At 65.0% G+C, this 24,085-nt stretch carries 22 protein-coding genes and 1 other RNA gene; 5 read left to right on the top strand and 18 right to left on the bottom strand.

The window, feature by feature from the left end:
- Positions 1 to 12: 12 nt before the first annotated feature.
- On the bottom strand, positions 13 to 936 hold the full coding sequence (locus ACNQQL_RS07950) for a histone deacetylase family protein (protein WP_072436050.1): 924 nt from the start codon (positions 934 to 936) through the stop codon (positions 13 to 15).
- A 43-nt stretch (positions 937 to 979) separates the two neighbouring features.
- Between ACNQQL_RS07950 and mltB the strand changes: the two genes are divergently transcribed.
- On the top strand, positions 980 to 2,323 hold the full coding sequence (gene mltB / locus ACNQQL_RS07955) for a lytic murein transglycosylase B (RefSeq protein WP_347063767.1): 1,344 nt from the start codon (positions 980 to 982) through the stop codon (positions 2,321 to 2,323).
- Positions 2,324 to 2,389: 66 nt separating this feature from the next.
- On the opposite strand, the gene cysM is transcribed toward mltB, so the two are convergent.
- The 16 genes from cysM to gyrA form a co-directional block, all read right to left on the bottom strand.
- Positions 2,390 to 3,292, bottom strand: coding sequence for a cysteine synthase CysM (gene cysM / locus ACNQQL_RS07960; RefSeq protein ID WP_347063768.1), 903 nt, complete (start codon positions 3,290 to 3,292; stop codon positions 2,390 to 2,392).
- A 214-nt stretch (positions 3,293 to 3,506) separates the two neighbouring features.
- Complete coding sequence (locus tag ACNQQL_RS07965) at positions 3,507 to 3,869, bottom strand: ComEA family DNA-binding protein (RefSeq protein WP_072436053.1); 363 nt, start codon at positions 3,867 to 3,869, stop codon at positions 3,507 to 3,509.
- Between the two features lie 73 nt (positions 3,870 to 3,942).
- The gene (rfaD, locus tag ACNQQL_RS07970) at positions 3,943 to 4,935 is read right to left on the bottom strand and encodes an ADP-glyceromanno-heptose 6-epimerase (protein ID WP_347063769.1); all 993 of its coding nucleotides are present in this window, start codon (positions 4,933 to 4,935) and stop codon (positions 3,943 to 3,945) included.
- A gap of 63 nt (positions 4,936 to 4,998) precedes the next feature.
- The gene (gene rfaE1 / locus ACNQQL_RS07975; RefSeq protein ID WP_072436055.1) at positions 4,999 to 5,949 is read right to left on the bottom strand and encodes a D-glycero-beta-D-manno-heptose-7-phosphate kinase; all 951 of its coding nucleotides are present in this window, start codon (positions 5,947 to 5,949) and stop codon (positions 4,999 to 5,001) included.
- Positions 5,950 to 5,956: 7 nt separating this feature from the next.
- Positions 5,957 to 7,357: a UDP-glucose/GDP-mannose dehydrogenase family protein gene (locus ACNQQL_RS07980; RefSeq protein WP_347063770.1), complete on the bottom strand. Its 1,401-nt coding sequence runs from the start codon at positions 7,355 to 7,357 to the stop codon at positions 5,957 to 5,959.
- Between the two features lie 90 nt (positions 7,358 to 7,447).
- Positions 7,448 to 8,620: a lipopolysaccharide assembly protein LapB gene (gene lapB, locus ACNQQL_RS07985; RefSeq protein WP_347063771.1), complete on the bottom strand. Its 1,173-nt coding sequence runs from the start codon at positions 8,618 to 8,620 to the stop codon at positions 7,448 to 7,450.
- 53 nt (positions 8,621 to 8,673) lie between these two features.
- Positions 8,674 to 8,967, bottom strand: a complete 294-nt coding sequence (locus ACNQQL_RS07990; protein WP_347063805.1) for a LapA family protein — start codon at positions 8,965 to 8,967, stop codon at positions 8,674 to 8,676.
- A 209-nt stretch (positions 8,968 to 9,176) separates the two neighbouring features.
- Entirely contained in the window at positions 9,177 to 9,500 is a 324-nt protein-coding gene (locus ACNQQL_RS07995; RefSeq protein ID WP_072436057.1) for an integration host factor subunit beta, read from the bottom strand.
- 22 nt (positions 9,501 to 9,522) lie between these two features.
- Positions 9,523 to 11,235, bottom strand: coding sequence for a 30S ribosomal protein S1 (gene rpsA, locus ACNQQL_RS08000; RefSeq protein WP_034183438.1), 1,713 nt, complete (start codon positions 11,233 to 11,235; stop codon positions 9,523 to 9,525).
- A 142-nt stretch (positions 11,236 to 11,377) separates the two neighbouring features.
- Complete coding sequence (cmk, locus tag ACNQQL_RS08005) at positions 11,378 to 12,064, bottom strand: (d)CMP kinase (RefSeq protein ID WP_258282249.1); 687 nt, start codon at positions 12,062 to 12,064, stop codon at positions 11,378 to 11,380.
- 13 nt (positions 12,065 to 12,077) lie between these two features.
- Positions 12,078 to 13,382 (bottom strand): 3-phosphoshikimate 1-carboxyvinyltransferase, encoded by a 1,305-nt coding sequence (gene aroA, locus ACNQQL_RS08010; protein ID WP_034183036.1) that lies wholly within the window; start codon positions 13,380 to 13,382, stop codon positions 12,078 to 12,080.
- A gap of 13 nt (positions 13,383 to 13,395) precedes the next feature.
- Complete coding sequence (locus ACNQQL_RS08015; protein ID WP_347063772.1) at positions 13,396 to 14,322, bottom strand: prephenate dehydrogenase; 927 nt, start codon at positions 14,320 to 14,322, stop codon at positions 13,396 to 13,398.
- A 184-nt stretch (positions 14,323 to 14,506) separates the two neighbouring features.
- The gene (pheA, locus tag ACNQQL_RS08020) at positions 14,507 to 15,589 is read right to left on the bottom strand and encodes a prephenate dehydratase (protein ID WP_347063773.1); all 1,083 of its coding nucleotides are present in this window, start codon (positions 15,587 to 15,589) and stop codon (positions 14,507 to 14,509) included.
- Between the two features lie 33 nt (positions 15,590 to 15,622).
- On the bottom strand, positions 15,623 to 16,705 hold the full coding sequence (gene serC / locus ACNQQL_RS08025; RefSeq protein WP_347063774.1) for a 3-phosphoserine/phosphohydroxythreonine transaminase: 1,083 nt from the start codon (positions 16,703 to 16,705) through the stop codon (positions 15,623 to 15,625).
- A gap of 173 nt (positions 16,706 to 16,878) precedes the next feature.
- Complete coding sequence (locus ACNQQL_RS08030) at positions 16,879 to 17,478, bottom strand: DUF2059 domain-containing protein (protein WP_021157463.1); 600 nt, start codon at positions 17,476 to 17,478, stop codon at positions 16,879 to 16,881.
- Between the two features lie 83 nt (positions 17,479 to 17,561).
- Entirely contained in the window at positions 17,562 to 20,165 is a 2,604-nt protein-coding gene (gyrA, locus tag ACNQQL_RS08035; RefSeq protein ID WP_072436062.1) for a DNA gyrase subunit A, read from the bottom strand.
- A gap of 548 nt (positions 20,166 to 20,713) precedes the next feature.
- Between gyrA and ompA the strand changes: the two genes are divergently transcribed.
- The 4 genes from ompA (at position 20,714) to ssrA (ending at position 23,350) form a co-directional block, all read left to right on the top strand.
- Positions 20,714 to 21,382, top strand: a complete 669-nt coding sequence (gene ompA, locus ACNQQL_RS08040; RefSeq protein WP_006400736.1) for an outer membrane protein OmpA — start codon at positions 20,714 to 20,716, stop codon at positions 21,380 to 21,382.
- Between the two features lie 152 nt (positions 21,383 to 21,534).
- Positions 21,535 to 22,233, top strand: a complete 699-nt coding sequence (gene ubiG, locus ACNQQL_RS08045) for a bifunctional 2-polyprenyl-6-hydroxyphenol methylase/3-demethylubiquinol 3-O-methyltransferase UbiG (protein WP_347063775.1) — start codon at positions 21,535 to 21,537, stop codon at positions 22,231 to 22,233.
- 13 nt (positions 22,234 to 22,246) lie between these two features.
- Positions 22,247 to 22,963: a phosphoglycolate phosphatase gene (gph, locus tag ACNQQL_RS08050; protein ID WP_347063776.1), complete on the top strand. Its 717-nt coding sequence runs from the start codon at positions 22,247 to 22,249 to the stop codon at positions 22,961 to 22,963.
- 17 nt (positions 22,964 to 22,980) lie between these two features.
- Positions 22,981 to 23,350: a transfer-messenger RNA gene (gene ssrA / locus ACNQQL_RS08055) on the top strand.
- 278 nt (positions 23,351 to 23,628) lie between these two features.
- Here the strand turns inward: ssrA and ACNQQL_RS08060 are convergent.
- Positions 23,629 to 23,982, bottom strand: coding sequence for a DUF4148 domain-containing protein (locus ACNQQL_RS08060; protein ID WP_347063777.1), 354 nt, complete (start codon positions 23,980 to 23,982; stop codon positions 23,629 to 23,631).
- Positions 23,983 to 24,085: the final 103 nt, after the last annotated feature.

The raw sequence follows: 24,085 nt of genomic DNA on the forward strand, positions 1-24,085 counted from the left end.
GCGGCCCGCCGGTCAGATGCCGGCCAGCACGCGCAGGTGCGCGACGACACTGCGCCCGAGCGCGGACAGGTTGTAGCCGCCCTCGAGACAGCTCACGATGCGGCCCTGCGCATGACGACGCGCCACGTCGACGATCTGCGCGGTCAGCCATTCGAAGTCGGCCTCGACGAGGCCGAGGTTGCCGATGTCGTCCTCGCGATGCGCATCGAAGCCCGCCGACACGAACAGCATCTGCGGCTTGAACGCGTCGAGACGCGGCAGCCAGAACATGTCGACGGCTTCGCGGATCGCCATCCCGTTGCTGCGCGCGGGCATCGGCAGGTTGACCATGTTCGGCGCCTGGTGATCGGCGCCCGAGAACGGGTACAGAGGATGCTGGAAGAAACTGCACATCAGCACGCGCTCGTCGTTTGCAAACGCAGCCTCGGTGCCGTTGCCGTGGTGCACGTCGAAATCGATGATCGCCACACGCTCGATGCCGTGTACGTCGAGCGCATGCCGCGCGGCGATCGCAACGTTGTTGAAGAAACAAAAACCCATCGCGCGCGCGGGCTCCGCATGGTGGCCGGGCGGCCGGACGCTGCAGAACGCATTCGCGTAGCGGCCTTCGATCACCGCATCGGTCGCCGCGATCGCGGCACCGGCTGCGCGCAGCGCCGCGCGCCACGTGTCGCGGTTCATCAGCGTATCGGGATCGATCTCGACGTAGCCGTCGACCGGCGTCATGCTCCGGATGTAGTCGATGTGCGCCTGCGTATGCACTCGGCCCAGCGCCACCTCGCTCGCGAACGGCGCGGTTTCGTGCACGATCAGGTCGTCGATGCGGCTCGCAATCAGTTGATCCTGGATCGCCGACAATCGGGCCGGGCATTCCGGATGCCATTCCCCCATCTCGTGCAGCATGCAGTCGGGGTGCGTATAGAAAGCGGTTGCCATAAGCTGTCTTCCGCAGCGCGCGGTGCGCCGCAGGTCTCCATCAATGATGTCCATCGTCTGCCGCGAATTCGCCGCTAACTTACCACAACGGGGCCCCGTTTCGCCCCGGCGCGCCGGATGCGTCGGGTATACTGCGCCGAACCCAATCGCCCCGTCCGCCCGCTTCGACATGAATTCCAGCAAGCCTGCCGCCCTTCTCTCCGCGTTGCTCCGTGTTCGCGCTCCGCTCGTCGTCGCCGCCGTCGCCACAGCCCTCGGCGCCGCGCCTGCCGGCGCGCAGACGCAGCCTGCGAAGCCTGCCGGTACGCGCGTCGCACAGGCCCAGCCCCAGCAGCCGGCGCCGCAAGGCCAGACCTTCGAAGAGGAAATCGTTCCCCAGCGTTACGCGAGCAACGCGAAGGTCGACGCGTTCATCGACGAGATGGTGAGCCGCAACGGCTTCGACTCCGCGAGCCTGCATGCGCTGTTCTCGCGCATCAGCTATTCGGCGACGGCGGTCAAGCTCGTGAAACCCGCCGCGTCGCCGACGGTCAAGAACTGGCGCGTCTATCGCTCGCGCTTCATCGAGCCGATCCGCATCAATGCGGGCGTGAAGTTCTGGAAGGCCAACCAGGCGACGCTGCAGCGCGCATCCGAGGAATTCGGCGTGCCGCCCGAGGTGATCGTCGGCATCATCGGCGTCGAGACGATCTATGGCCGCTACATGGGCAATTTCCGCGTGCTCGACGCGTTGACGACGCTCACGTTCGACTATCCGGACACGCCGAATCGCGACAGCCGCCAGGCAACGTTCCGCAAGAACCTCGAGGATTTCCTGGTCTGGACCCGCGACAACCAGCTCGACCCGACCACCGTGCTCGGCTCGTATACAGGGGCAATCGGGATTCCGCAGTTTCTGCCGAGCAGCATCCGCGAATATGCGGTCGACTTCGACGGCACGGGCCACGTCGATCTGCGCAGCAGTCCTGTCGACGCGATCGGCAGCGTCGCGAACTACCTGAAGCAGCACGGCTGGGAAACCGACCGCCCGGTGGTCTGGCAGATCACGCCCGATTCGGGCAGCCTGGGGATCGCACAGGCCGCCGCCGACGGCCAGCCCGAACCGCACTGGGCACTGTCGCAACTGATGCGCGCGGGCATGACGCTGAACGAACCGGCGGTCAATATCACGACCGAAGCCGCCACGCCGGTGACCGTGGTCGACCTGCCGTCGCCGGGGCGCGCGACCGAATACATGCTCGGGCTGAAGAATTTCTACGTGCTGACGCGCTACAACCGCAGCTTCTTCTACGCACTTACCGTGTACCAGCTCGGCGAGGCCGTGAAGGCGCAGATGGAAGCGAGCGGCGCGCTGAAGCCGGCCAACGCGGATGAGCAAGCGCAGTAGGCAACGCACCCGCCCAAACAAAAAACGCCGCAACTGCGGCGTTTTTTTATCGCGTGCGGGACGGGTTCAGGCCGGGAACACGCCCGTGGACAGATAGCGGTCGCCGCGATCGCAAACGATGAACACGATCGTCGCGTTCTCGACCTGACGCGCGATGCGCATCGCGACTTCGCATGCGCCGCCCGACGAAATGCCCGCGAAGATGCCTTCGACAGCCGCCAGCCGGCGCGCCATCGTTTCGGAGGCGGCCTGACTCACGCTCTCGACGCGGTCGACGCGGCTGCGATCGAAGATCGTCGGCAGATAGGCTTCCGGCCACTTGCGGATGCCTGGAATGCGCGAACCTTCTTCCGGCTGCGCACCGACGATCTCGATCGCGGGATTCTGTTCCTTCAGATACTGCGACACGCCCATGATCGTGCCGGTCGTGCCCATCGCCGACACGAAGTGCGTCACCCGCCCGTCGGTGTCGCGCCAGATCTCCGGACCGGTCGCTTCGTAGTGCGCGACCGGGTTGTCGGGGTTGGCGAACTGATCGAGGATCACGCCCTTGCCCTCGCGTTGCATCTGGTCCGCCAGGTCACGCGCCAGCTCCATCCCGCCCTTCACCGGCGTGAGGATGATCTCGGCTCCATAGGCCGCCATGCTCTGGCGGCGCTCGACTGACAGGTCCTCCGGCATGATCAGCACCATCTTGTAGCCGCGAATCGCCGCTGCCATCGCGAGCGCGATGCCCGTGTTGCCGCTCGTCGCCTCGATCAGCGTATCTCCCGGCTTGATGCGCCCGCGCGCCTCGGCCTTGCTGATCATCGACAGCGCCGGGCGATCCTTCACGGAACCGGCCGGATTGTTGCCTTCGAGCTTCGCGAGCACCACGTTGTTGCGCGCGCGAATCTCGTCGTCCGGCAAGCGGACCAGTTGCACAAGCGGCGTATTGCCGATCGTGTCTTCGATAGTTTTGTAAGCCATGGGTATACCGTGAGTACGAGGCCGATCAATCGATCGATTGTAAACCAGCACCGCCGCTCGCGCCGGCAACCCCTTTGCGACGATGGAATACGCATGCCGCGCGATTCGCGATCGCCGAGCACGCAGCGCGCACGCAAAAAACCCGCGGCATGCCGCGGGAAGCCGTCGCAATGACGGCGACTGAAGGAGCTCTTTGTCGGTCGCGCGCGACGCGTTACTTCTGCGCAGTGCGGGCAGGTGCCGCGGCGGGCTTTGCCGCTGCCGCCTTGCCCGCGACCGGCGCGGCTGCAGTGCCCGAGCCGGCCGCGCCTGCGCCGGCCGCACCTATCGTCAGCCCTTCCTGCTGAAGTCGCTCGACGGTATGGCCGCCCATGCCTTTCACGCGTGACGCGAGATCGTCCGCACTCCTGAACGGACCGCGCGCGCCGCGTTCGTCCAGAATCGCCTTCGCCCGCGCCGGGCCGATGCCCTTGATGCCGACGAGCGCATCCTCGTTCGCGGTGTTGACGTCGACGGCCGCCCAGGCCGACGCGACTGCGCCGAGCATGACCGCTGCGGCAAACCATTTTCTGATCATGTGCTGGATCTCCGATGAAAACGGCCGGCGGCTGCCGACCGTGAGACCCAGTCTATCGATGCAACGCTTCTGTTTAAACCTGGCCGGACAGCCAACGAACGTAGCGGTCGACGCCTTCCTGCACGGTCAGGAACGGTGCGTCGTAGCCGGCCGCGCGCAGTTTCGTCTGGTCGGCCTGCGTGAAGCACTGGTACTTGCCGCGCAACGCATCGGGGAACGGCACGTATTCGATCAGCCCCTGCTCGACCTGCTGCGCGAGCGTCAGCGGCGGCAGGTTGTCAAGCGCACGCAGCGTATTCACGACCGTCGACGCGATATCGTTGAACGGCTGCGCACGGCCCGTGCCGAGGTTGAAGATGCCCGACTTCTCCGGGTGATCGAAGAAGAACAGGTTCACCTTCGCGACGTCCTCGACCGACACGAAATCGCGCGTCTGCTCGCCCGGTGCATAGCCGTTGTACTCGCCGAACAGCTTCACCTTGCCTTCCGCGCGGAACTGGTTGAAGTTGTGGAACGCAACCGACGCCATGCGGCCTTTGTGCGTTTCGCGCGCGCCGTACACGTTGAAATAGCGGAAGCCGGCGATCTGGCTCTTCGCGGTCGGCAGCACGCGACGGATCACCTGGTCGAACAGGAACTTCGAATAGCCGTACACGTTCAGCGGCGCCTCGACATCGCGCTCCTCGACGAAACGCGTCGAGCCGCCGTAGATCGCGGCCGACGACGCGTACAGGAACTGCGCGCCCTGTGCGAGGCACGTGTTGAGCACTGCGCGGCTGTAGCGGAAGTTGTTGTCCATCATGTAGCGGCCGTCGGTTTCCATCGTGTCCGAACAGGCGCCTTCGTGGAACACCGCGCGCACCTTGCCGAAATCGCCGCGCGCAAAGCGTTCGACGAATTCCGTCTTGTCGAGATAGTCGTCGATCTCGCAATCGACGAGATTGCGGAACTTGTCCGCGCGCGTCAGGTTGTCGACCGCGATGATGCGCGTCTCGCCGCGCTCGTTGAGCGCCTTGACGATGTTCGCGCCGATAAAACCGGCTGCGCCGGTGACGATGAGGGTCATGATCGTCCTGCCTGAAAAGTGCGAGCTACTCGTGCGGCGCGCTCGTCGCGCCGCCGAATGCGCTCAATGAAACAGTTCGTCGTAGTCCACCGTGGCCGTGCCGAGCTTGCCGACCACGATGCCTGCCGCGCGATTCGCGAGCACGACCGCGTCGACGAGCGGCACGCCTGCGCCGAGCATCGTCGCGACCGTCGCGATCACGGTATCGCCCGCGCCCGACACGTCGAACACCTCGCGCGCGAGCGCCGGTGCGTGCAGTTCGCCGGTGGCGGAAAAGAGCGTCATGCCCTCTTCCGAACGCGTGAGCAGCAGCGCGTCGATGCCGAGTTCCGCACGCAGATTCGCGACACGCGCGCGCAGGTCGTCTTCCGATTTCCACTGCCCGACCACTTCGCGCAACTCCGCGCGATTCGGCGTGATCAGCGACGCGCCGCGGTAGCGCGCCCAGTCGTCGCCCTTCGGGTCGACGAGGACGGCCTTGCCGGCCGCACGCGCTTTCTCGATCATCGTCGTGACGTGTGTCAGGCCGCCCTTCGCGTAATCCGACATCAGCACGACGTCGTGCTGCGGCAGCAGCGCGTCGAAGCGCGCGAGCCCTGCGAGCAGCACCTCGTGCGTCGGCATCGCCTCGAAGTCGACGCGCAGAAGTTGCTGCTGGCGTGCGAGCACGCGCAGCTTGATCGTGGTCGGCAGCGTCGGGTCGCGCTCGAGATACGGCGTCACGCCGCTGCTGCCGAGCAGCTCGACGATCCGCTCGCCGGGTTCGTCGCAACCGACGACGCACAGCAATCCGGCCTGGCCGCCGAGCGTCACGGCATTGCGCGCGACGTTGGCCGCACCGCCGAGCCGCTCTTCCTGACGCTGCACGTGCACGACCGGCACGGGCGCTTCCGGCGAAATTCGATCGACGTTGCCGAACCAGTAACGGTCGAGCATCACGTCGCCGACGACAAGCACACGCGAGCGCGCAAGCTGCGCGCGCGGCACCGGAACGACTTCGCGGAGAGTATTCATCGTGTGATCAGCCACGGGAAAACGACTGGGGATCGACATACGGCCGGCCGATCGCATAGTAGTCGATGCCCAGTTCGGCCATCGCGTCCGGCTCGTACAGGTTGCGCCCGTCGAAAATCACCGGCGCCTTCAGTTCGGCCTTCAGGCGCGTGAAATCGGGGCTCCGGAATTCCTTCCATTCGGTCACGATCACGAGCGCGTCCGCACCCGTCACGGCGACGTCCTGCGTATCGACGAGCTGCAGCCGCGCGAGCGCGTCCGCATCGTCGCCGAAATCCAGCGCGAACACGCGCCGCGCCTCGTCGACCGCGACCGGATCGTACGCGCGCACGATCGCGCCGCGCTCGAGCAGCGCGGCGATCAGGCGGCGGCTCGGCGCCTCGCGCATGTCGTCGGTGTTCGGCTTGAACGCCAGGCCCCAGACCGCGAACTCGCGGCCGGTCAGGTCGGCGCCGTAGCGCTGCTCGATCTTGCCGATCAGCACGTCCTTCTGCGCATGGTTGGCCGCCTCGACGGCTTCCAGGATGCGCAGCGGCTGGCCGTTCTCGCCCGCGGTGCGAATCAGCGCCTGGACGTCCTTCGGGAAGCACGAGCCGCCGTAGCCGACGCCCGCGTACAGGAAGTGATAGCCGATACGCGGATCGGAGCCGATCCCGCGGCGCACGGCCTCGATGTCGGCGCCGACCTTGTCGGCAAGATTCGACATTTCGTTCATGAACGAGATACGCGTCGCGAGCATCGCATTCGCCGCATATTTCGCGAATTCGGCCGAACGAACGTCCATGTAGATCGTCCGCTCGTGGTTGCGGTTGAACGGTGCGTAAAGCTTCTTCATCTTCTCGCGCGCGATCGTGCCCGTCTCGTCGCCGTCGACACCGATGATGATCCGGTCAGGGCGCATGAAGTCCTCGACCGCGGCGCCCTCCTTCAGGAATTCCGGGTTCGACACGACCGAGAAGCGATGCGCGACACTGCCCCCAAGCCCGCGCGCGGCAAGCGCCTCGTCGACCACGCCGCGCACGCGCTGCGCGGTGCCGACCGGCACCGTCGACTTGTCGACGATCACCTTGAAGCCCGTCATGTGGCGGCCGATGTTGCGCGCGGCTTCGAGCACGTATTGCAGGTCGGCCGAGCCGTCCTCGTCGGGTGGCGTACCGACCGCAATGAACTGGATCTCGCCGTGCGCGACGCTCGCCTCGAGGTCGGTCGAAAAGCGCAGGCGCCCCGCCGTGCGGTTGCGCGCGATGATGTCCAGCAGCCCCGGTTCATGAATCGGCATCCCGCCGTTATTCAGGATGTCGATCTTGCGCGAATCGACGTCGAGACAGAAGACGTCGTGACCGATCTCCGCGAGGCATGCGCCCGTGACGAGGCCGACATAGCCGGTGCCGATGATGGTGATTTTCATAGATGTTCCGGTACTTCCCGGTAATTGACTAACTTGGCCGCCGGGACGACCCCGGCGACAATCGCTGCGCGTTGGCTCCGCGTGCCGGGATCAGCTCGACATCGCAGGTTCGACGCGGCGCGGCGCATAGGTTTCCCAGCCGCTGCATCCGGGGCACTGCCAGTAGAAGAGCCGCGCCCGGAAACCGCAATTCTGGCACGTATACCGTGGCAGATTTTTCGTGCGCTGCTTGATCAGCGCACGCATCATTTCAAGTTCCTTACGACGCGGTTCGTCGGCCGCCGCGATCTGCGCATCGAGCAGGTGCAGCATCCCCGACAGGTTCGGCGACTTCTCCATCTGCGCGCGCGCGAGCGTGTGCGCCGCGTCCTGGCCGCGCAACCCCGCGATATGCTGATAGGCGATGTCGAGCAGGTCGTTCGACGGATAGCGGTCGACATACCCCATCAGCAGCTCCGCGCCGTCAACGTTCTTGCCGAGCGCGACATAGGCCTTCATCAGCTTGTCGGCGACGAGCGGCAGATACGCCGGGTTCTGCGCTTCGACTCGCTTCCAGTGCTCGATCGCAGCCGCGTGATTGCCCTCCGCCTCCGCGGCATCGCCGGACAGGATCGTCGCGCGAACGTTCTGCGGGTTCACGGTCAGCGCGAGCCGCAGTTGCTCTGCTGCCGCGGCCGCGCTCTTGCGCTGCAGCGCGTCCTGCGCGAGTTCGCAGTGAAACTGCGCGATTTCGGTGCCGAGCGGTTTGTCGCTCATCGACTCGATGCGCTTCGCGGTATCGATCGACTTGTTCCAGTCCTTCTCGATCTCGTAGATCGTCAGCAGCGCCCGCTGTGCGCCAAGCGCGTAGTCGCCGTCGGCGAGCTTGTGGAACGCCTCCTCGGCGCGATCGAGCAGGCCGGCCTTGAGGAAATCCTGGCCGAGCTCGTACAGCGCGTGGTCGCGCTCGTTGACCGGCAGGTCCGTACGGCTCAGCAGGTTCTGGTGCACGCGGATTGCACGGTCGGTTTCGCCGCGACGGCGGAACAGGTTGCCGAGCGCGAAGTGCAGCTCAACCGTCTCGGGGTCGAGCTTGGCGACCTCGATGAACGCGTCGATCGCCTTGTCGGGTTGTTCGTTCAACAGAAAATTCAGGCCGCGAAAATACGATCGCGGCAGGTTGGCACTCTCCGACAGGAGATTCTTCAGGTCATAGCGTGACGCCGCCCAACCGAGCGCGAACGCAACCGGAATCGCGAGCAACCACCAAAAATCCAGATCCATGCGAAATATCGAAGCAGAGACGAAAACCGCGCGATTATCGCGCGGCGTCCGTGTTAAATGACGGGCGGCATCGGCGGCTGGTCGATGACGGCAGGCGTTTCGCGCGCCGCGCGCAGATCGCGCTTCAGGCGCCCGTTCTCGAGACGCAGACGGAAGATCGAAGGCAGCACGGACAGCAGGCCGGCCAGCAGCCCCACGACGAAGAACGCGAGGCCGATCAGGATCAGCGGCGCTTGCCATGCATAGCCGGCAACAAAATTCAGCGTCGCGGTTTGCGTATTGGCCAGCGCGAGCACCAGCAGCAGCACGAACACCAATACCCGGATCAGCCAGACGATAAACTTCATGAAGCCCTCTCTTTGTTGAGGTTTGCCGCGGCGCGCGACTCCCCTTCGTCGCACCGAATCGACCCGTATTGTAAAGGAAGCGTTTCCGTGGCTGCGCAGATCCTGCGCGCCCCATTGCGCCATGATCGCCGGAAATGAAAAAAGCGCCCGCAAGGGGCGCTTTTTTCTTCAGCCTTCGCCGGACAGGTTCCGGGCAAACCGAACGACGCTCAACGCTCGTCGTCCGGATCGTCAGCCTTCAGCGGCTCACCGGCGCGGCCGTCGACGCGTTCACGCAATTCCTTGCCAGGCTTGAAGTGCGGCACGAACTTCTCGGGCACCTGCACTTTCTCCCCCGACTTCGGGTTGCGTCCGACACGCGCCGGGCGACGGTTGAGGCCGAAGCTGCCGAAACCCCGAATTTCGATGCGATGCCCTTTCGCCAGGGCTTCAGACATTGCATCGAGCATCGTTTTCACCGCGAAATCCGCATCCTTGAGGACAAGTTGCGGAAATCGCGATGCCAGCTGCGCGACCAACTCGGATTTGGTCATACTTCAGCAGACCTCGTGAGGCTTACTGGTTCTGGCCGTCGAGCTTCGCCTTCAGCAGCGCGCCGAGGTTGGTCGTACCGGTCGCAGCAGCGCTGGAGTCCGATTGCAGGCCGCGGATCGCTTCCTGTTGTTCGGCCGAATCCTTCGCCTTGATCGACAGGTTGATGCCGCGCGACTTGCGATCGATGTTGATCACCATCGCGTTGACCTTGTCGCCTTCCTTCAGCACGTTGCGTGCGTCTTCGACGCGATCCTGCGAAATTTCCGATGCGCGCAGGTAGCCTTCGATGTCGCCCGTCAGCGTGATGACCGCACCCTTCGCATCGACCGTCTTCACGACGCCGTCGACGATCGAGCCCTTGTCGTTCATTGCAACGTAGTTGCTGAACGGGTCGCCTTCGAGTTGCTTGATGCCGAGCGAAATACGCTCCTTCTCGACGTCGATACCGAGCACGATTGCTTCGACTTCGTCGCCCTTCTTGTACTTGCGAACAGCTTCTTCGCCGGCTTCGCTCCACGACAGGTCCGACAGGTGGACCAGGCCGTCGATGCCGCCCGGCAGACCGATGAACACGCCGAAGTCGGTGATCGACTTGATTGCGCCCGTGATCTTGTCTCCCTTCTTGAAGTTGCGGCTGAAGTCATCCCACGGATTCGGCTTGCACTGCTTCATGCCGAGGCTGATACGACGGCGGTCTTCGTCGATCTCGAGAACCATGACTTCGACTTCGTCGCCGAGCTGGACAACCTTCGACGGAGCAACGTTCTTGTTGGTCCAGTCCATTTCCGACACGTGGACGAGGCCTTCGATGCCCGATTCCACTTCAACGAATGCGCCGTAGTCGGTGATGTTCGTGACCTTGCCGAACAGGCGCGTGCCCGACGGGTAACGGCGCGAGATGCCTTCCCACGGATCGTCGCCCAGTTGCTTGATGCCCAGCGAGACGCGGTTCTTCTCTTGGTCGAACTTGAGGATCTTCGCGGTGACTTCCTGGCCAACCGACAGGACTTCGCTCGGGTGACGCACACGACGCCATGCGATGTCGGTGATGTGCAGCAGGCCGTCGATGCCGCCGAGGTCGACGAACGCACCGTAGTCGGTGATGTTCTTGACCACGCCGTTGACGATCGCGCCTTCCTTCAGCGTCTCGAGCAGCTTCGCGCGCTCTTCGCCTTGCGTCGCTTCGATCACTGCACGACGCGACAGCACGACGTTGTTACGCTTGCGATCGAGCTTGATCACGCGGAACTCGAGCGTCTTGCCTTCGTACGGGGTCGTGTCCTTGACCGGACGCGTGTCGACCAGCGAACCCGGCAGGAACGCGCGGATGCCGTTGACCATCACGGTCATGCCGCCCTTCACCTTGCCGGTGATCGTGCCGGTGACGAGTTCGTTGTTGTCGAGGGCCTTTTCCAGCGACAGCCACGATGCAAGGCGCTTCGCCTTGTCGCGCGACAGGATCGTGTCGCCGTAGCCGTTTTCGAGTGCGTCGATCGCGACGGACACGAAATCGCCCGACTGCACCTCAACCTCGCCCTGATCGTTCAGGAATTCCTCGATCGGAATGTAAGCCTCGGACTTCAGGCCTGCATTGACGACCACGAAGTTGTGGTCGACGCGCACGACTTCGGCGGAAATCACTTCGCCGGCGCGCATGTCTTGGCGGGTCAGCGACTCTTCGAACAGAGCCGCAAAGGATTCGGTATTCGGGGTGGAGGTTTGCAGGTCGGACATAAAAATCTGATTGTGCATGGCTCGCTGTGCCACGCCGGCCGGAATGGCAGGCTGAAAGGGCCAGATCGAAGACCACACGGGGTTAAGGGTTCGAAACACGCTCCGCGCTTGCGACGCGGGGCACCTACCGCTGCCTGCCTTCTCAGGCGGGCTGACCGAGCGCCCGGTACCACTGCAGCACCTGGTCGACTGCTTCATCGACCGAAAGTGCCGACGTATCCAGCAGCTCGGCATCTGCCGCGGGCTTCAGCGGTGCGGCCGCGCGATTGCTGTCGCGCGCGTCACGTTCACGAAGATCCCGGAGCAAGTCATCTATATTAGCAGAAAAACCTTTTTGCATCAATTGCTTATACCGTCTGGCCGCGCGCGCCTCGGCGCTGGCCGTCAGGAACACCTTCAGCACGGCGTCCGGGAAGATCACCGTACCCATGTCGCGGCCGTCGGCAACGAGGCCCGGCGTCTTGCGGAACGCGCGCTGGCGCGCGACCAGCGCGGTGCGCACGGGCCCGTGCACGGCAATGGCCGACGCGCGGTTGCCGACCGCCTCGGCGCGGATGTCGTTCGACACGTCGACGCCGTCGAGCTGCGCGCAGCCTTCGCGGAACGTGATGTGGAGATCGTCGATCAGTTTCACCAGTGCGTCGATGTCCTCCGCCGCGATGCCGTAGCGCACGCTTGCGAGCGCCGCGAGACGGTACAGCGCACCGCTGTCGAGCAGGTGGAAGCCAAGGTGCGCGGCGACGAGCGCCGCGACGGTGCCCTTGCCGGAAGCGGTCGGGCCGTCGATTGTGATGACGGGAGTCGGGTGAAAGGGTCGGGTCGATTTCATCGGAACAGTCGGGTCAGGCTTTGGCGAGCGCGGCGAAGCGGTCGAAATAGTCGGGGAACGTCTTGCCGACGCACTTCGGATCGTTGATCCGCACGGGCACGCCGCCCAGGCTGACGAGCGAGAAGCACATCGCCATCCGGTGATCGTCGTACGTGTCGATCGCCGCGTTCGGCGTGAGCTTTTCCGGCGGCGTGACGACGAGATAGTCGGGACCTTCCTCGACGATCGCGCCGACCTTGCGCAGTTCGGTCGCCATCGCGGCGATGCGGTCGGTCTCCTTCACGCGCCAGCTCGCGATGTTGCGCAGCGTGCTCGTGCCGCTCGCGAACAGCGCCGCAACCGCGATGGTCATCGCGGCATCGGGGATCAGGTTAAAGTCCATGTCGATCGGCTCGAGCTTACCGTGGTCGTGGCCGATGCCTCGCACGTCGATCCAGTCGTCGCCCATCGTCACGTTCGCGCCCATCTGCATCAGCGCGTTCGCGAAGCCGACGTCGCCCTGGATGCTCGCACGCCCCACGCCCTCGACGCGCAGCGGGCCGCCGCCAAGCGCGCCGGCCGCGAGGAAGTACGATGCGGACGACGCATCGCCCTCGACCATGATCCGCCCCGGCGAGCGGTAGCGGACGCCAGCCGGCACGACGAAGCGCTGCCAGCCGTCGCGCTCGACGACCACGCCGAAACGCTCCATCAGCCGGATCGTGATGTCGATGTAAGGCTTCGAGATCAGTTCGCCGTCGACCTCGACGACGATCTTGCCGTCCTTCGCCTTCACGAGCGGCAGCGTCATCAGCAGCGCCGTGAGGAACTGGCTCGACACGTCGCCGCGCACGCGGATCGGCGCATCGACCGAAATCGTCGCGGGCCTGATCCGCAGCGGCGGGTAGCCTTCGTTCAGTTCGTAATCGATCCGCGCGCCGATCTGCCGCAGGCCGTCGACGAGATCGCCGATCGGCCGCTCGTGCATGCGCGGCACGCCGTGCACGCGGTAGTCGCCGCCGTTCACCGCGAGCGCCGCGGTCAGCGGCCGCACGGCCGTGCCCGCGTTGCCGAGGAACAGGTCGGCAGTCTTCGCGGTGAACGCGCCGCGCGTGCCCGTGACGACGCAGGTGTCGCCGTCGCGCGCGAGCTTCACGCCGAGCTTGCCGAGTGCATCGAGCATCACGCGCGTGTCGTCGGAGTCGAGCAGATTGGTGATCGTCGTTTCGCCTTCGGCAAGCGCCGCGAGCAGCAGCACGCGGTTCGAGATGCTCTTCGAGCCGGGCAGGCGCACGGTGCCCGATGCGCTGGAGTACGGGCCGAGATCGAGATAGTCCATGGGAATCGTCCTGTTATTTCTTGACCGGTTCGGCAGCGGGCGTGCCGCCACGCTCCTGCCATGCCTTGCGTGCGGCACGCGAGCGCGTGAACACGGCTTCGAGCGCCGCGCCGTCGCCGGCGTCGATCGCCTCGCGCAGCCGCGCGAGCACGCGCGTGTAGCCGTCGAGTTCGTCGAGCAGCGCCGCGCGGTTCGCGACGCACACGTCGCGCCACATCTCCGGGCTCGATGCCGCGATGCGCGTGAAATCGCGGAAGCCGCCCGCCGCGTACGAGAATTTGAGTTCCGCGTCCGTCTCGCCGAGGATCTGTTCGACGAGCGCAAACGACAGCACGTGCGGCAGATGGCTGATCGACGCAAACACGCGGTCGTGCTGCCCGGTGCTCATCGTGCGCACGTCGGCGCCGGTCGCGCGCCACATCGCGTCGATCCGCGCGACCGATTCGGGCGCGTTCTCCGGCAGCGGGCACAGCACGACGTTGCGGCCGACGTACAGGTCCGGCAACGCGGCCTCGACGCCGCTCGACTCGCGGCCGGCGATCGGATGCCCCGGCACGAACTGTGCGATCCGCGCGCCGAGCGCTTCGCGCGCGGCGGCGGCGACATCGGATTTGGTGCTGCCCGCATCGGTGACGATCGTCGCATCGGCGAGCCACGGCGCGATGCGCGCGAGCAGCGGGCCCGTCTGCGCGACGGGTGCGGCCAGCAGCACGAGATCGGCGCCCGCCAGCGCATCGCGCAACTGCGCGTCGTCGTCGAGCGCCGCCGCGCGGTCGATCACGCCGAGCGACAGCGCACGCTCGACCGATGCGCGCGAACGGCCCACGCCGACGATCTCGCCCGCGCCGCCCGGCGCGCGCTCGCGCAGCGCACGGGCCAGCGATCCGCCGATCAGGCCGACACCGAAAATGACCAGTTTGTTGAATGCAAAGCCTGACACGACAAGAGCCAAGTTACGCGCGCGGAACGACGCCCCGCACACGGAATTCCAGATTCCGGGCAACGGGCCCGCACCCGGCGCGACCTGCACCGGATGCCGCCCGAACCCGCCTTCGGCAGCGCCGACCGGCCTGCCCTGCCCGCCGGCCGCCACGCCTGCGCGAGCAGGCACCGGGCGCCGCGCGTCAGCGTGCGCTCGGATACGAACCGAGTATCTTCAGGAACGCGGCCTTCTGGCCGAGTTCCGTGAGTGCGGCCGCGACTGCCGCATCATCGCGGTGCCCTTCGATGTCGATGTAGAAGTAGTACTCCCACGTGCCGACGCGTGCCGGACGCGACTCGAAGCGCGTCATCGACACACCGTGCCGCGCGAGCGGTTCGAGCAGCTTGAACACGGCGCCCGGCTCGTTCTTCACCGACACGATCAGCGACGTCTGATCATGACCGCTTTGCCCGGCCGGCTGCTTGCCGATGATCACGAAGCGTGTGCGGTTGTGCGGATCGTCCTGGATCTGCGAAAACGCGATCTGCAAGCCGTAATGCGCGGCCGCGCGGTCACCCGCGATCGCCGCGACGGTCGGATCGGCCGCCGCGAGACGCGCGGCCTCCGCGTTGCTCGCCACGGCCTGCCGCTCGAGCTGCGGCGCATTCGCGGCGAGCCACTGCTGGCATTGCGCGAGCGCCTGCGCATGCGCGCAGACGCGCTTCACGCCGTCGAGCGTGCCGCTCTGCGTGAGCAGGTTGTGGTGGATGGGCAGCGCGAGCTCGCCGCTGATCAGTAGTTGCGTCTGCAGCAGCAGGTCGAGCGTGCGCGACACGGCCCCTTCGGTCGAATTCTCGACCGGCGCGACGCCGAACGCGGACGCACCGGCCTCGACCGAACGGAACACCTCGTCGATCGACGGGCACGGCAGCCCTTCGATCGACTGGCCGAAATACTCGAACATCGCCTGTTCGCTATACGTGCCGACCGGCCCGAGGAACGCGACGTGGATCGTCTGCTCGAGCGCGCGGCTCGCCGCCATGATCTCGCGCCAGATTGCGCTGATGTGCTCGCTCTCGAGCGGCCCCGCGCTCATGTCCTGCAGCCGCGCAATCACCTGCAGCTCGCGCTCCGGCCGGAACACCGGCGCGTTGAAATACTTCTTGACCTCGCCCACCTCCAGCGCCACCGCGGCGCGCTGGTTCAGGAGCGCGATCAGCTGCGCGTCGATCGCGTCGATGCGGTCGCGCAGCGGTTTCAGGCGGGAATTCAGTTCGTCGTCCATGCGTTTTGCCGTGCTGTTTGAACAGCGTCGCCGTCAGGCGCCGCGCTGCTCGAAGTCCTTCATGTACTCGACGAGCGCCTTCACGCCCTCGAGCGGCACCGCGTTGTAGATCGACGCCCGCATGCCGCCGACGGACTTGTGGCCCTTCAGCTGCAGCAGCCCGCGCGCCTTTGCGCCGGCAAGGAAGTCTTCGTTGCGCGTTTCGTCGGCCAGGAAAAACGGCACGTTCATCCGCGAACGCGCTGCCGGCTCGACCTTGTTCAGATAGAAGCCGCTTGCATCGATCGTGTCGTAGAGCAGCTTCGATTTTTCGATATTGCGGGCCTCGATCGTTTCGAGCCCCCCCTGCCGCTTCAGCCACTGGAACACGAGGCCCGCGATGTAGATCGCATAGGTGGGCGGCGTGTTGTACAGCGAGTTGTTCTCGGCGACGGTCTTCCATTCGAACGCGGACGGGCAGATCGACAGCGCGCGATCGAGCAGATCCTCGCGCACGATCACGACCGTCACGCCGGCCATCCCGATATTCTTCTGCGCGCCGCCGAACAGCACGCCGTATTTCGCGACGTCCATCGGGCGCGACAGGATGTGCGACGAGACATCCGCGACCAGCGGCACGTCGCCGAGATCGGGAATCTCGAACGTCTCGACGCCGTCGATCGTCTCGTTGGTGCACAGATGCACGTAGGCCGGATCGTCCGACAGTTGCCATTCGGCGCGCGCCGGCGCGCGCGTGAAGCCGTCTTCCGTCTTGCCGGTTGCGGCGAGATGCGGCGTGCAGAACTTCTTCGCCTCGCCGAACGATTTCTGCGACCACGAGCCCGTCACGACGAAGTCGGCGGTGTTGCGTGACCCGAGCAGGTTCATCGGCACGATCGCGTTTTCCGCGATGCCGCCGCCCTGCAGGAACAGGATCCGGTGGCTTGCCGGCACGCCGAGCAAGTCGCGCAGGTCGGTCAGCGCGGCCTCGTGAATCGACATGAACTCCTTGCCGCGATGGCTCATCTCCATCACGCTCATGCCGCAGCCGTGCCAGTCGAGCATTTCGTCGGCGGCCTGCCGCAGCACTTCCTCGGGCATCGCCGCAGGACCGGCGGAGAAATTAAAGACGCGCATCGTGAAAACCTCGGGAGGGACGCGACCGGCGGCTTGCCGCCGCATGTCAGTTGCAAATGAGCCGCGCCAGAAAAAGAATGGCCGCTTGCGCTCGCGCGCAAACGGCCATTATCGCACTGTCGGAAGGCTCCCGCCAAACCCGGCCGAACGGCCGGGGGGCGTGCCCGGACGGCTTACTTGCCCGGCTTGACTGCTGCGACTTCCTTGTCAGCCTGCGTGCGCGTTGCCTGGATCGCTTGCGGCATGTACTTCTGCATCAGGCCGTTGACCACGTCGCGACCGACCTGATCCTGAACCTGGATGAACTTGCGGCCCGTCGGGCTCTTGTAGAACGTCGTCAGATCCTTGATCTCCGACGTGCTGTAGTACTTCGCGTATGCGTCGTACTGAGCCGACATTGCGTCGTTCTGGAACTGCTGCGTGCCGAACACCTTGCCCGCGCCGTCGACCAGCTTCGGCACCGCGTTCTTCTGCAGCGTCGGAACGGCAGCCTGCTTCTGCTTGTCGTTCAACGTCTTGTTTTCCGACAGCGCGTCCGACAGGATCGCCGGCACGAGCTGCTTGGCCTGCATTTCGGCGCTGTTGCCGATTGCCGACACGAGCTTCGGCGCGTCGATCGCGTCGAGCAGATCCTTGATCGCGGCCTTCTTGTCGGCGTCGATCGGCGCAGCTGCCGCGGCGGGCGCCGGTGCGGAATTCGACAGCGCTTGCGCCATCGCGAACGTCGGCACCAGTGCAGCCAGCAGGACCAGTTGCTTGAATTGCTTTTGCATCATCACTCCCTTTTGGAAATATGAATGGTTGCTCGCCGGCCGCGGCGCTTCACGCCCGCGGCGGCCAGAGTCTCATCCGTTCTTCAGGCTTCGCCGTCCGACGCCTCGTCGGCCTCGCCATCGCCCTCCTCGGCCTCCGCAATCTGCTGCAGGCCAGAGAGCTTGGTACCCTCATCGAGACTGATGAGTGTAACACCTTGCGTGGCGCGCCCCATCTCGCGAATCTCGGAAACACGGGTGCGAATCAACACGCCGGCCGTCGTGATCAGCATGATCTGATCCTCGGCGTCGACGAGCGTCGCGGCCACGACCTTGCCGTTGCGCTCGGACGTCTGGATCGCGATCATACCCTTCGTACCGCGGCCGTGACGTGTGTATTCGGTGATCGGCGTGCGCTTGCCGTAGCCGTTCTCGGTCGCGGTGAGCACGGTCTGCTCCTCGCTGCCCGCAACCAGCATCGCGATGACCTGCTGCCCGTCCTCGAGCTGCATGCCGCGCACGCCGCGCGCCTCGCGCCCCATCGGACGCACGTCGTTCTCGTCGAAGCGCACGGCCTTGCCGGCGTCGGAGAACAGCATCACGTCGTGCGCGCCGTCGGTGATCGACGCACCGATCAGGAAATCGCCGTCGTCGAGGCCGACCGCGATGATGCCCTTCTTCATCGGACGGCTGAACGCTTCGAGCGGCGTCTTCTTCACGGTGCCGAGCGACGTCGCCATGAAGATGAACTTGTCGGCCGAGAATTCCTTCACCGGCAGCACGACGTTGATCTTCTCGCCATCCTGCAGCGGGAACATGTTGACGATCGGGCGGCCGCGCGAGTTGCGCGAGCCCTGCGGCACTTCATAGACCTTGACCCAGTACACGCGGCCGCGGTTCGAGAAGCACAGGATGTAATCGTGCGTGTTCGCGATGAACAGCGTCTCGATCCAGTCGTCTTCCTTCATCTGCGTCGCCTGTTTGCCGCGACCGCCGCGCTTCTGCGCGCGGTACTCGGACAGCGGCTGCGACTTCACGTAGCCCGCGTGCGACATCGTGACGACCATGTCCTGCGGCGTGATCAGATCCTCGGTGTTCAGCTCGGTCGCGTTCAGCTCGATCTTCGAGCGGCGCGCGTCGCCGAATTCGGCCTTCACCGACGTGAGTTCCTCGCCGATCATCGTCGTGATCCGCTCGGGGCGCGCGAGGATGTCCAGCAGGTCGGCGATCTGCGCCATCACTTCGCGGTACTCGCCGATGATCTTGTCCTGCTCGAGGCCGGTCAGGCGCTGCAGGCGCATCTGCAGGATTTCCTGGGCCTGCGTGTCGGACAGACGGTACAGCCCGTCGCCCTGCATGCCGAATGCCGGGTTCAGGCCTTCCGGGCGGTACGCGGAGCGGCCGCCGGCCGCCGCGTTCTCGCTTTCGGCGCGCGTCAGCATCTCGCGCACGAGCGACGAATCCCACGGCTTCGCCATCAGTTCCTGCTTCGCGATCGGCGGCGTCGGCGCGGCCTTGATGATCGCGATGAACTCGTCGATGTTCGCGAGCGCGACCGCGAGACCTTCGAGCACGTGGCCGCGTTCGCGGGCCTTGCGCAGTTCGTAGATCGTCCGGCGCGTCAGCACTTCACGTCGATGCGACAGGAAGCACTGCAGGATTTCCTTCAGGTTCAGCAGCTTCGGCTGGCCGTCGACGAGCGCGACCATGTTCATGCCGAACGTGTCCTGGAGCTGCGTCGCCTTGTACAGGTTGTTCAGCACCACTTCGGGCACTTCACCGCGCTTGAGCTCGATCACGACACGCATGCCGCTCTTGTCGGACTCGTCGCGGATGTCGGAGATGCCTTCAAGCTTCTTCTCGTTGACGAGCTCGGCGATCCGCTCGAGCAGCGAGCGCTTGTTCACCTGGTACGGCAGCTCATCGACGATGATCGCCATCCGCTGGCCGCGGTCGATCTCCTCGAAGTGCGTGGCCGCGCGCATCACGACGCGGCCGCGCCCGGTGCGATAGCCGTCGCGCACGCCGGCGACGCCGTAGATGATGCCGGCGGTCGGGAAGTCCGGCGCCGGGATGATCTCGATCAGCTCGTCGATCGTCGCTGCCGGGTTGTTCAGCAGGTGCTGGCACGCGTCGACGACTTCGTTCAGGTTGTGCGGCGGGATGTTGGTCGCCATGCCGACCGCGATGCCCGACGAGCCGTTGATCAGCAGGTTCGGAATGCGCGACGGCAGGACCGACGGCTGCATTTCGTTGCCGTCGTAGTTCGGCTCGAAATCGACCGTTTCCTTGTCGATGTCGGCGAGCAGCTCGTGACCGATCTTCGCCATGCGAATTTCGGTGTAACGCATCGCCGCGGCATTGTCGCCGTCGATCGAGCCGAAGTTGCCCTGCCCGTCGATCAGCATGTAGCGCAGCGAGAAGTCCTGCGCCATCCGCACGATCGTGTCGTAGACCGCGGTGTCGCCGTGAGGGTGGTACTTACCGATCACGTCACCGACGATACGCGCCGACTTCTTGTACGCGCGGTTCCAGTCGTTGTTCAGTTCGTGCATCGCGAACAACACGCGCCGGTGCACGGGCTTCAGGCCATCGCGGACATCCGGGAGGGCACGTCCGACGATCACGCTCATCGCGTAATCGAGATACGAACGGCGCATTTCCTCCTCTAGGGAGGTGGGCAGGGTCTCTTTGGCGAATTGATCCATGTATCCGTATCGTTTCGGAGCGAAGACGGCGAACGCCTTTCGCGTGGGCGCTGCATGCGCAACGCAACGCGAGATTCTAACATGCGCCCATCAGCCGCAAATTCGCCTCCCCCGCTATATATAAATAGCGAAAATCGCGGCGGCGGCGAACCGACCGGAATCGCACGCGACTCGACGTCACCGTTGATCGCGCCCGATTTACCGGCGATCGCGCCCGGTTTGTTTCACGCGCACGAGTAAACAGATGCACGCATCCGCGCAATTTCGCCGGCACACCCTTGACAATCTCCAAAAGTTGCGGCAGGCCGGTGTTGCGCATGCACCACAAAGTTGAGGGGATCTTAGGGTGGGGAGGATTTTTTTTCGTAGGAAGGGAACGATATGGCAAAATGCCAACGCACTGAAAGTTAGACGCTGCTCGAAGTCTACACAGAGCGGTGCCGCGTTTTTTGTGCCGCACCAATGTTATACTTCGAGCAATGTATGACTTGTCACCGTCAACAGGCTCGCAGTAAACCTGCGGTAATCTCAATTTCGAGAGGAGAAATATGAATAAACTTTCAAAGCTCGCGTTCATTGCAGCTACCGCAGTTATGGCTGCATCCGCTTCGGCACAGTCGGTGCCGGCGTCGCGTCAAGCCGTCAATGACAACTGGGTGAACGGCACGGGCGAATGGGTGTGGATGAACGGCACGAACGAGCTCTGCTGGCGTGACGCGTTCTGGACGCCGGCCACCGCCAACGCAAAGTGCGACGGCGCACTGGTCGCCCAGGCACCGCAGCCGCCGGTCGCTCCGGTCGCTCCGGCCATCACGAGCCAGAAGATCACGTATCAAGCTGACGCCCTGTTCGACTTCGACAAGGCAACGCTCAAGCCGCTGGGCAAGCAGAAGCTGGACGAACTGGCTTCGAAGATCCAGGGCATGAACACGGAAGTGGTCGTCGCAACGGGCTACACGGACCGCATCGGTTCGGACAAGTACAACGACCGTCTGTCGCTGCGCCGTGCGCAGGCCGTGAAGTCGTACCTGGTCAGCAAGGGTGTGCCGGCCAACAAGATCTACACGGAAGGCAAGGGCAAGCGCAACCCGGTTACGACTGGCTGCAACCAGAAGAACCGCAAGCAGCTGATCGCCTGCCTCGCACCGGACCGCCGCGTGGAAGTCGAAGTGGTTGGTACGCAAGAAGTCCAGAAGACGACCGTTCCGGCGCAGTAAGCCGCGGTTTTCGACTGCTTCAAAGCCCCGCTCCGGCGGGGCTTTTTCATTGATGCCCGTCCGGGCGCTCGCTGGCCTCGTCGTCCGCCCGCTTATATACTCGGGGCTGACGAACCGCAGCACCGCCCTCCTTCCGTAGCCCGTTTGCCGCCATGACCAACGCCGATCCGCACGAACTCCAGAAATTCAGCGACCTCGCCCATCGGTGGTGGGATCCGAATGCCGAATTCAAGCCGCTGCACGACCTGAACCCGGTCCGGCTCGGCTGGATCGACGCGCATGCGCACCTGGCCGGCAAGCGCGCGCTCGACATCGGCTGCGGCGGCGGCATCCTGTCCGAATCGATGGCCGGGCTCGGCGCCCAGGTGAAAGGCATCGACCTGTCGACCGAAGCGCTTGGCGTCGCCGACCTGCACAGCCTCGAAAGCGGCATCGCGGTCGACTACGAGGCGATCGCCGCCGAAGCGATCGCCGCGCGCGAGCCAGGCTCCTACGACGTCGTCACGTGCATGGAGATGCTCGAGCACGTGCCGTCGCCCGGCGATATCGTCGCCGCGTGCGCGACGCTCGTGAAACCGGGCGGCTGGGTGTTTTTCTCGACGCTGAACCGGAATCTGAAGTCCTACCTGTTCGCGGTGATCGGCGCTGAGTACATTGCGCAAATGCTGCCGAAGGGCACGCACGACTACGCGCGCTTCATCCGCCCGTCGGAACTGGCCGGCTTCGTGCGTACGACGGATCTGCACATCGCGGAGATCAAGGGCATCACGTATCACCCGATCGGCAAGCGCTTCGCACTGTCGAACGACACCGACATCAACTACCTCGTTGCGTGCCGCCGCGGCGCGTGACCCTCCGACCGGCATGACGACTCCCCTTTCGACCGCGCGGGCCGCACTCGACGAACCGCGCCTGCTGCACTGCGCTGCCGTGCTGTTCGACCTGGACGGCACGCTTGCCGACACGGCGCCCGATCTCGCCGCCGCGGTCAACAAGATGCAGCGCGCGCGCGGCCTGCCCGAAACGCCGCTCGACGTGCTGCGGCCGCTGGCTTCGGCCGGCGCGCGCGGCCTGCTCGGCGGCGCGTTCGGCATCGACCCGCACACGCCCGGCTACGAAGCGATGCGCGATGAGTTCCTGGCCAACTACGCGACGAATATCTGCGTGCATACGACGCTGTTCTCCGGCATCGGCGACGTGCTCGACGAACTCGATGCGCGCGGCGTGCGCTGGGGCATCGTCACGAACAAGGCGATGCGGCTCACGGCGCCGCTCGTCGACCTGCTCGGTCTTGCACCGCGCGCGGCCTGCGTCGTCGGGGGCGACACAACGCCGCACTCGAAGCCGCACCCTGCTCCGCTGCTGCACGCGGCCGACCAGCTGACGCTCGCGCCGGCGCGCATCGTCTACGTCGGTGACGATCTGCGCGACATTCAGGCCGGCAGCGCTGCCGGCATGGCGACGGTCGCGGCCGCGTACGGTTACTGCGGCGACGGCGCCGCGCCGGCCGACTGGCAGGCCCAGCATCTCGTCGACACGACGCAGGAACTGCGCGAACTGCTGCGCGATGTTGGGCTATAATGACCGATCTGATCCGCGGGGGCGACCTGGTTTCGACAGGGGTTGTGAAGCGGCTAGGGCATGTCGAGGACCCGTCACCTCGTTAATCAATGGGAAAATCGTAACTGCAAACGACGATACGTTCGCACTGGCAGCCTAACGGCCGCCGTCCTCTGCCTAGTTCACTGACGGGCTAGTGTCGCAAGACCGGTAGCAATACCGCCAGAGGTCATTTACGTCAGTTAAGCCCTGTCGGCGTCGCGACGCCAGGGTCGAAAACCTAGCGAATCGCCGTAGTGCAGCGTGTTCGTCCGCGTCGCTGCGGTTAAATCAAATGACTGAACTAAACATGTAGAACTAGTCGTGGAGCGCTTCTGGACGCGGGTTCGATTCCCGCCGCCTCCACCAAATTCCGCGCTCGCCGCACGAACCCCGCATGACGCAAGTCTGCGGGGTTTTTTGTTGCCGACGAAACACATGCGCTCCCTCTCCTTCCGAAAAAGCGCCCAGCCACGGACGGGCCGGGCGGAATGCCGCCGGTATTCCGGCGACAGGAGGTGACGGATATTCCGCCGCGCCCGCGCAAGCGTCGGTCGCAACGGGCTGCGGCCAGCCCGGTGTGCTCGAGCGCAGGGCGCGACGTGTCCGCCGCATCCTGCGCTCGAGCACACCGGGCAATACACGACTTAGCTGCCGCGATACAGCGACTTCATTTCTTCAACGCTGGCCGGGCGCACGCCCATGGCATGCGAACCCGATGCCGATGCGCCCTGTGCCTGCGCACCGTACCCGCTGGCGTCGGCGCCTTGCGCTTGCGCCAGTGCGCTGCGCTGCTGCTCGGCAACACGCGCCGTGGCGGCCTGGACCGCTTCCGGATAGTGCGGATCTTCGCCGCGGGCGGAGTTGTAACCGGCTTGCTGGAGCTGGACCAGCTCGGCACGGACCTGCGCGCGGGTGATCGTCGAACCCGACTGGGCAAACGACACGACCGGGGCAACGAGAGCGGCAGCAACGACAACAGCTTGAACGAGTGACTTCATGATGACCTACCTCCAGATTTGTCTGTTTTCGCGGTGAACACCTTGTTCAGCGCCGACAAACCGAAGTTTATGTAGGTGGGTGCTTAAGAATAAGGCAGGTTTC

The organism is Burkholderia sp. LFS061, assembly GCF_047978125.1.
Classification (GTDB): domain Bacteria; phylum Pseudomonadota; class Gammaproteobacteria; order Burkholderiales; family Burkholderiaceae; genus Burkholderia; species Burkholderia pyrrocinia_C.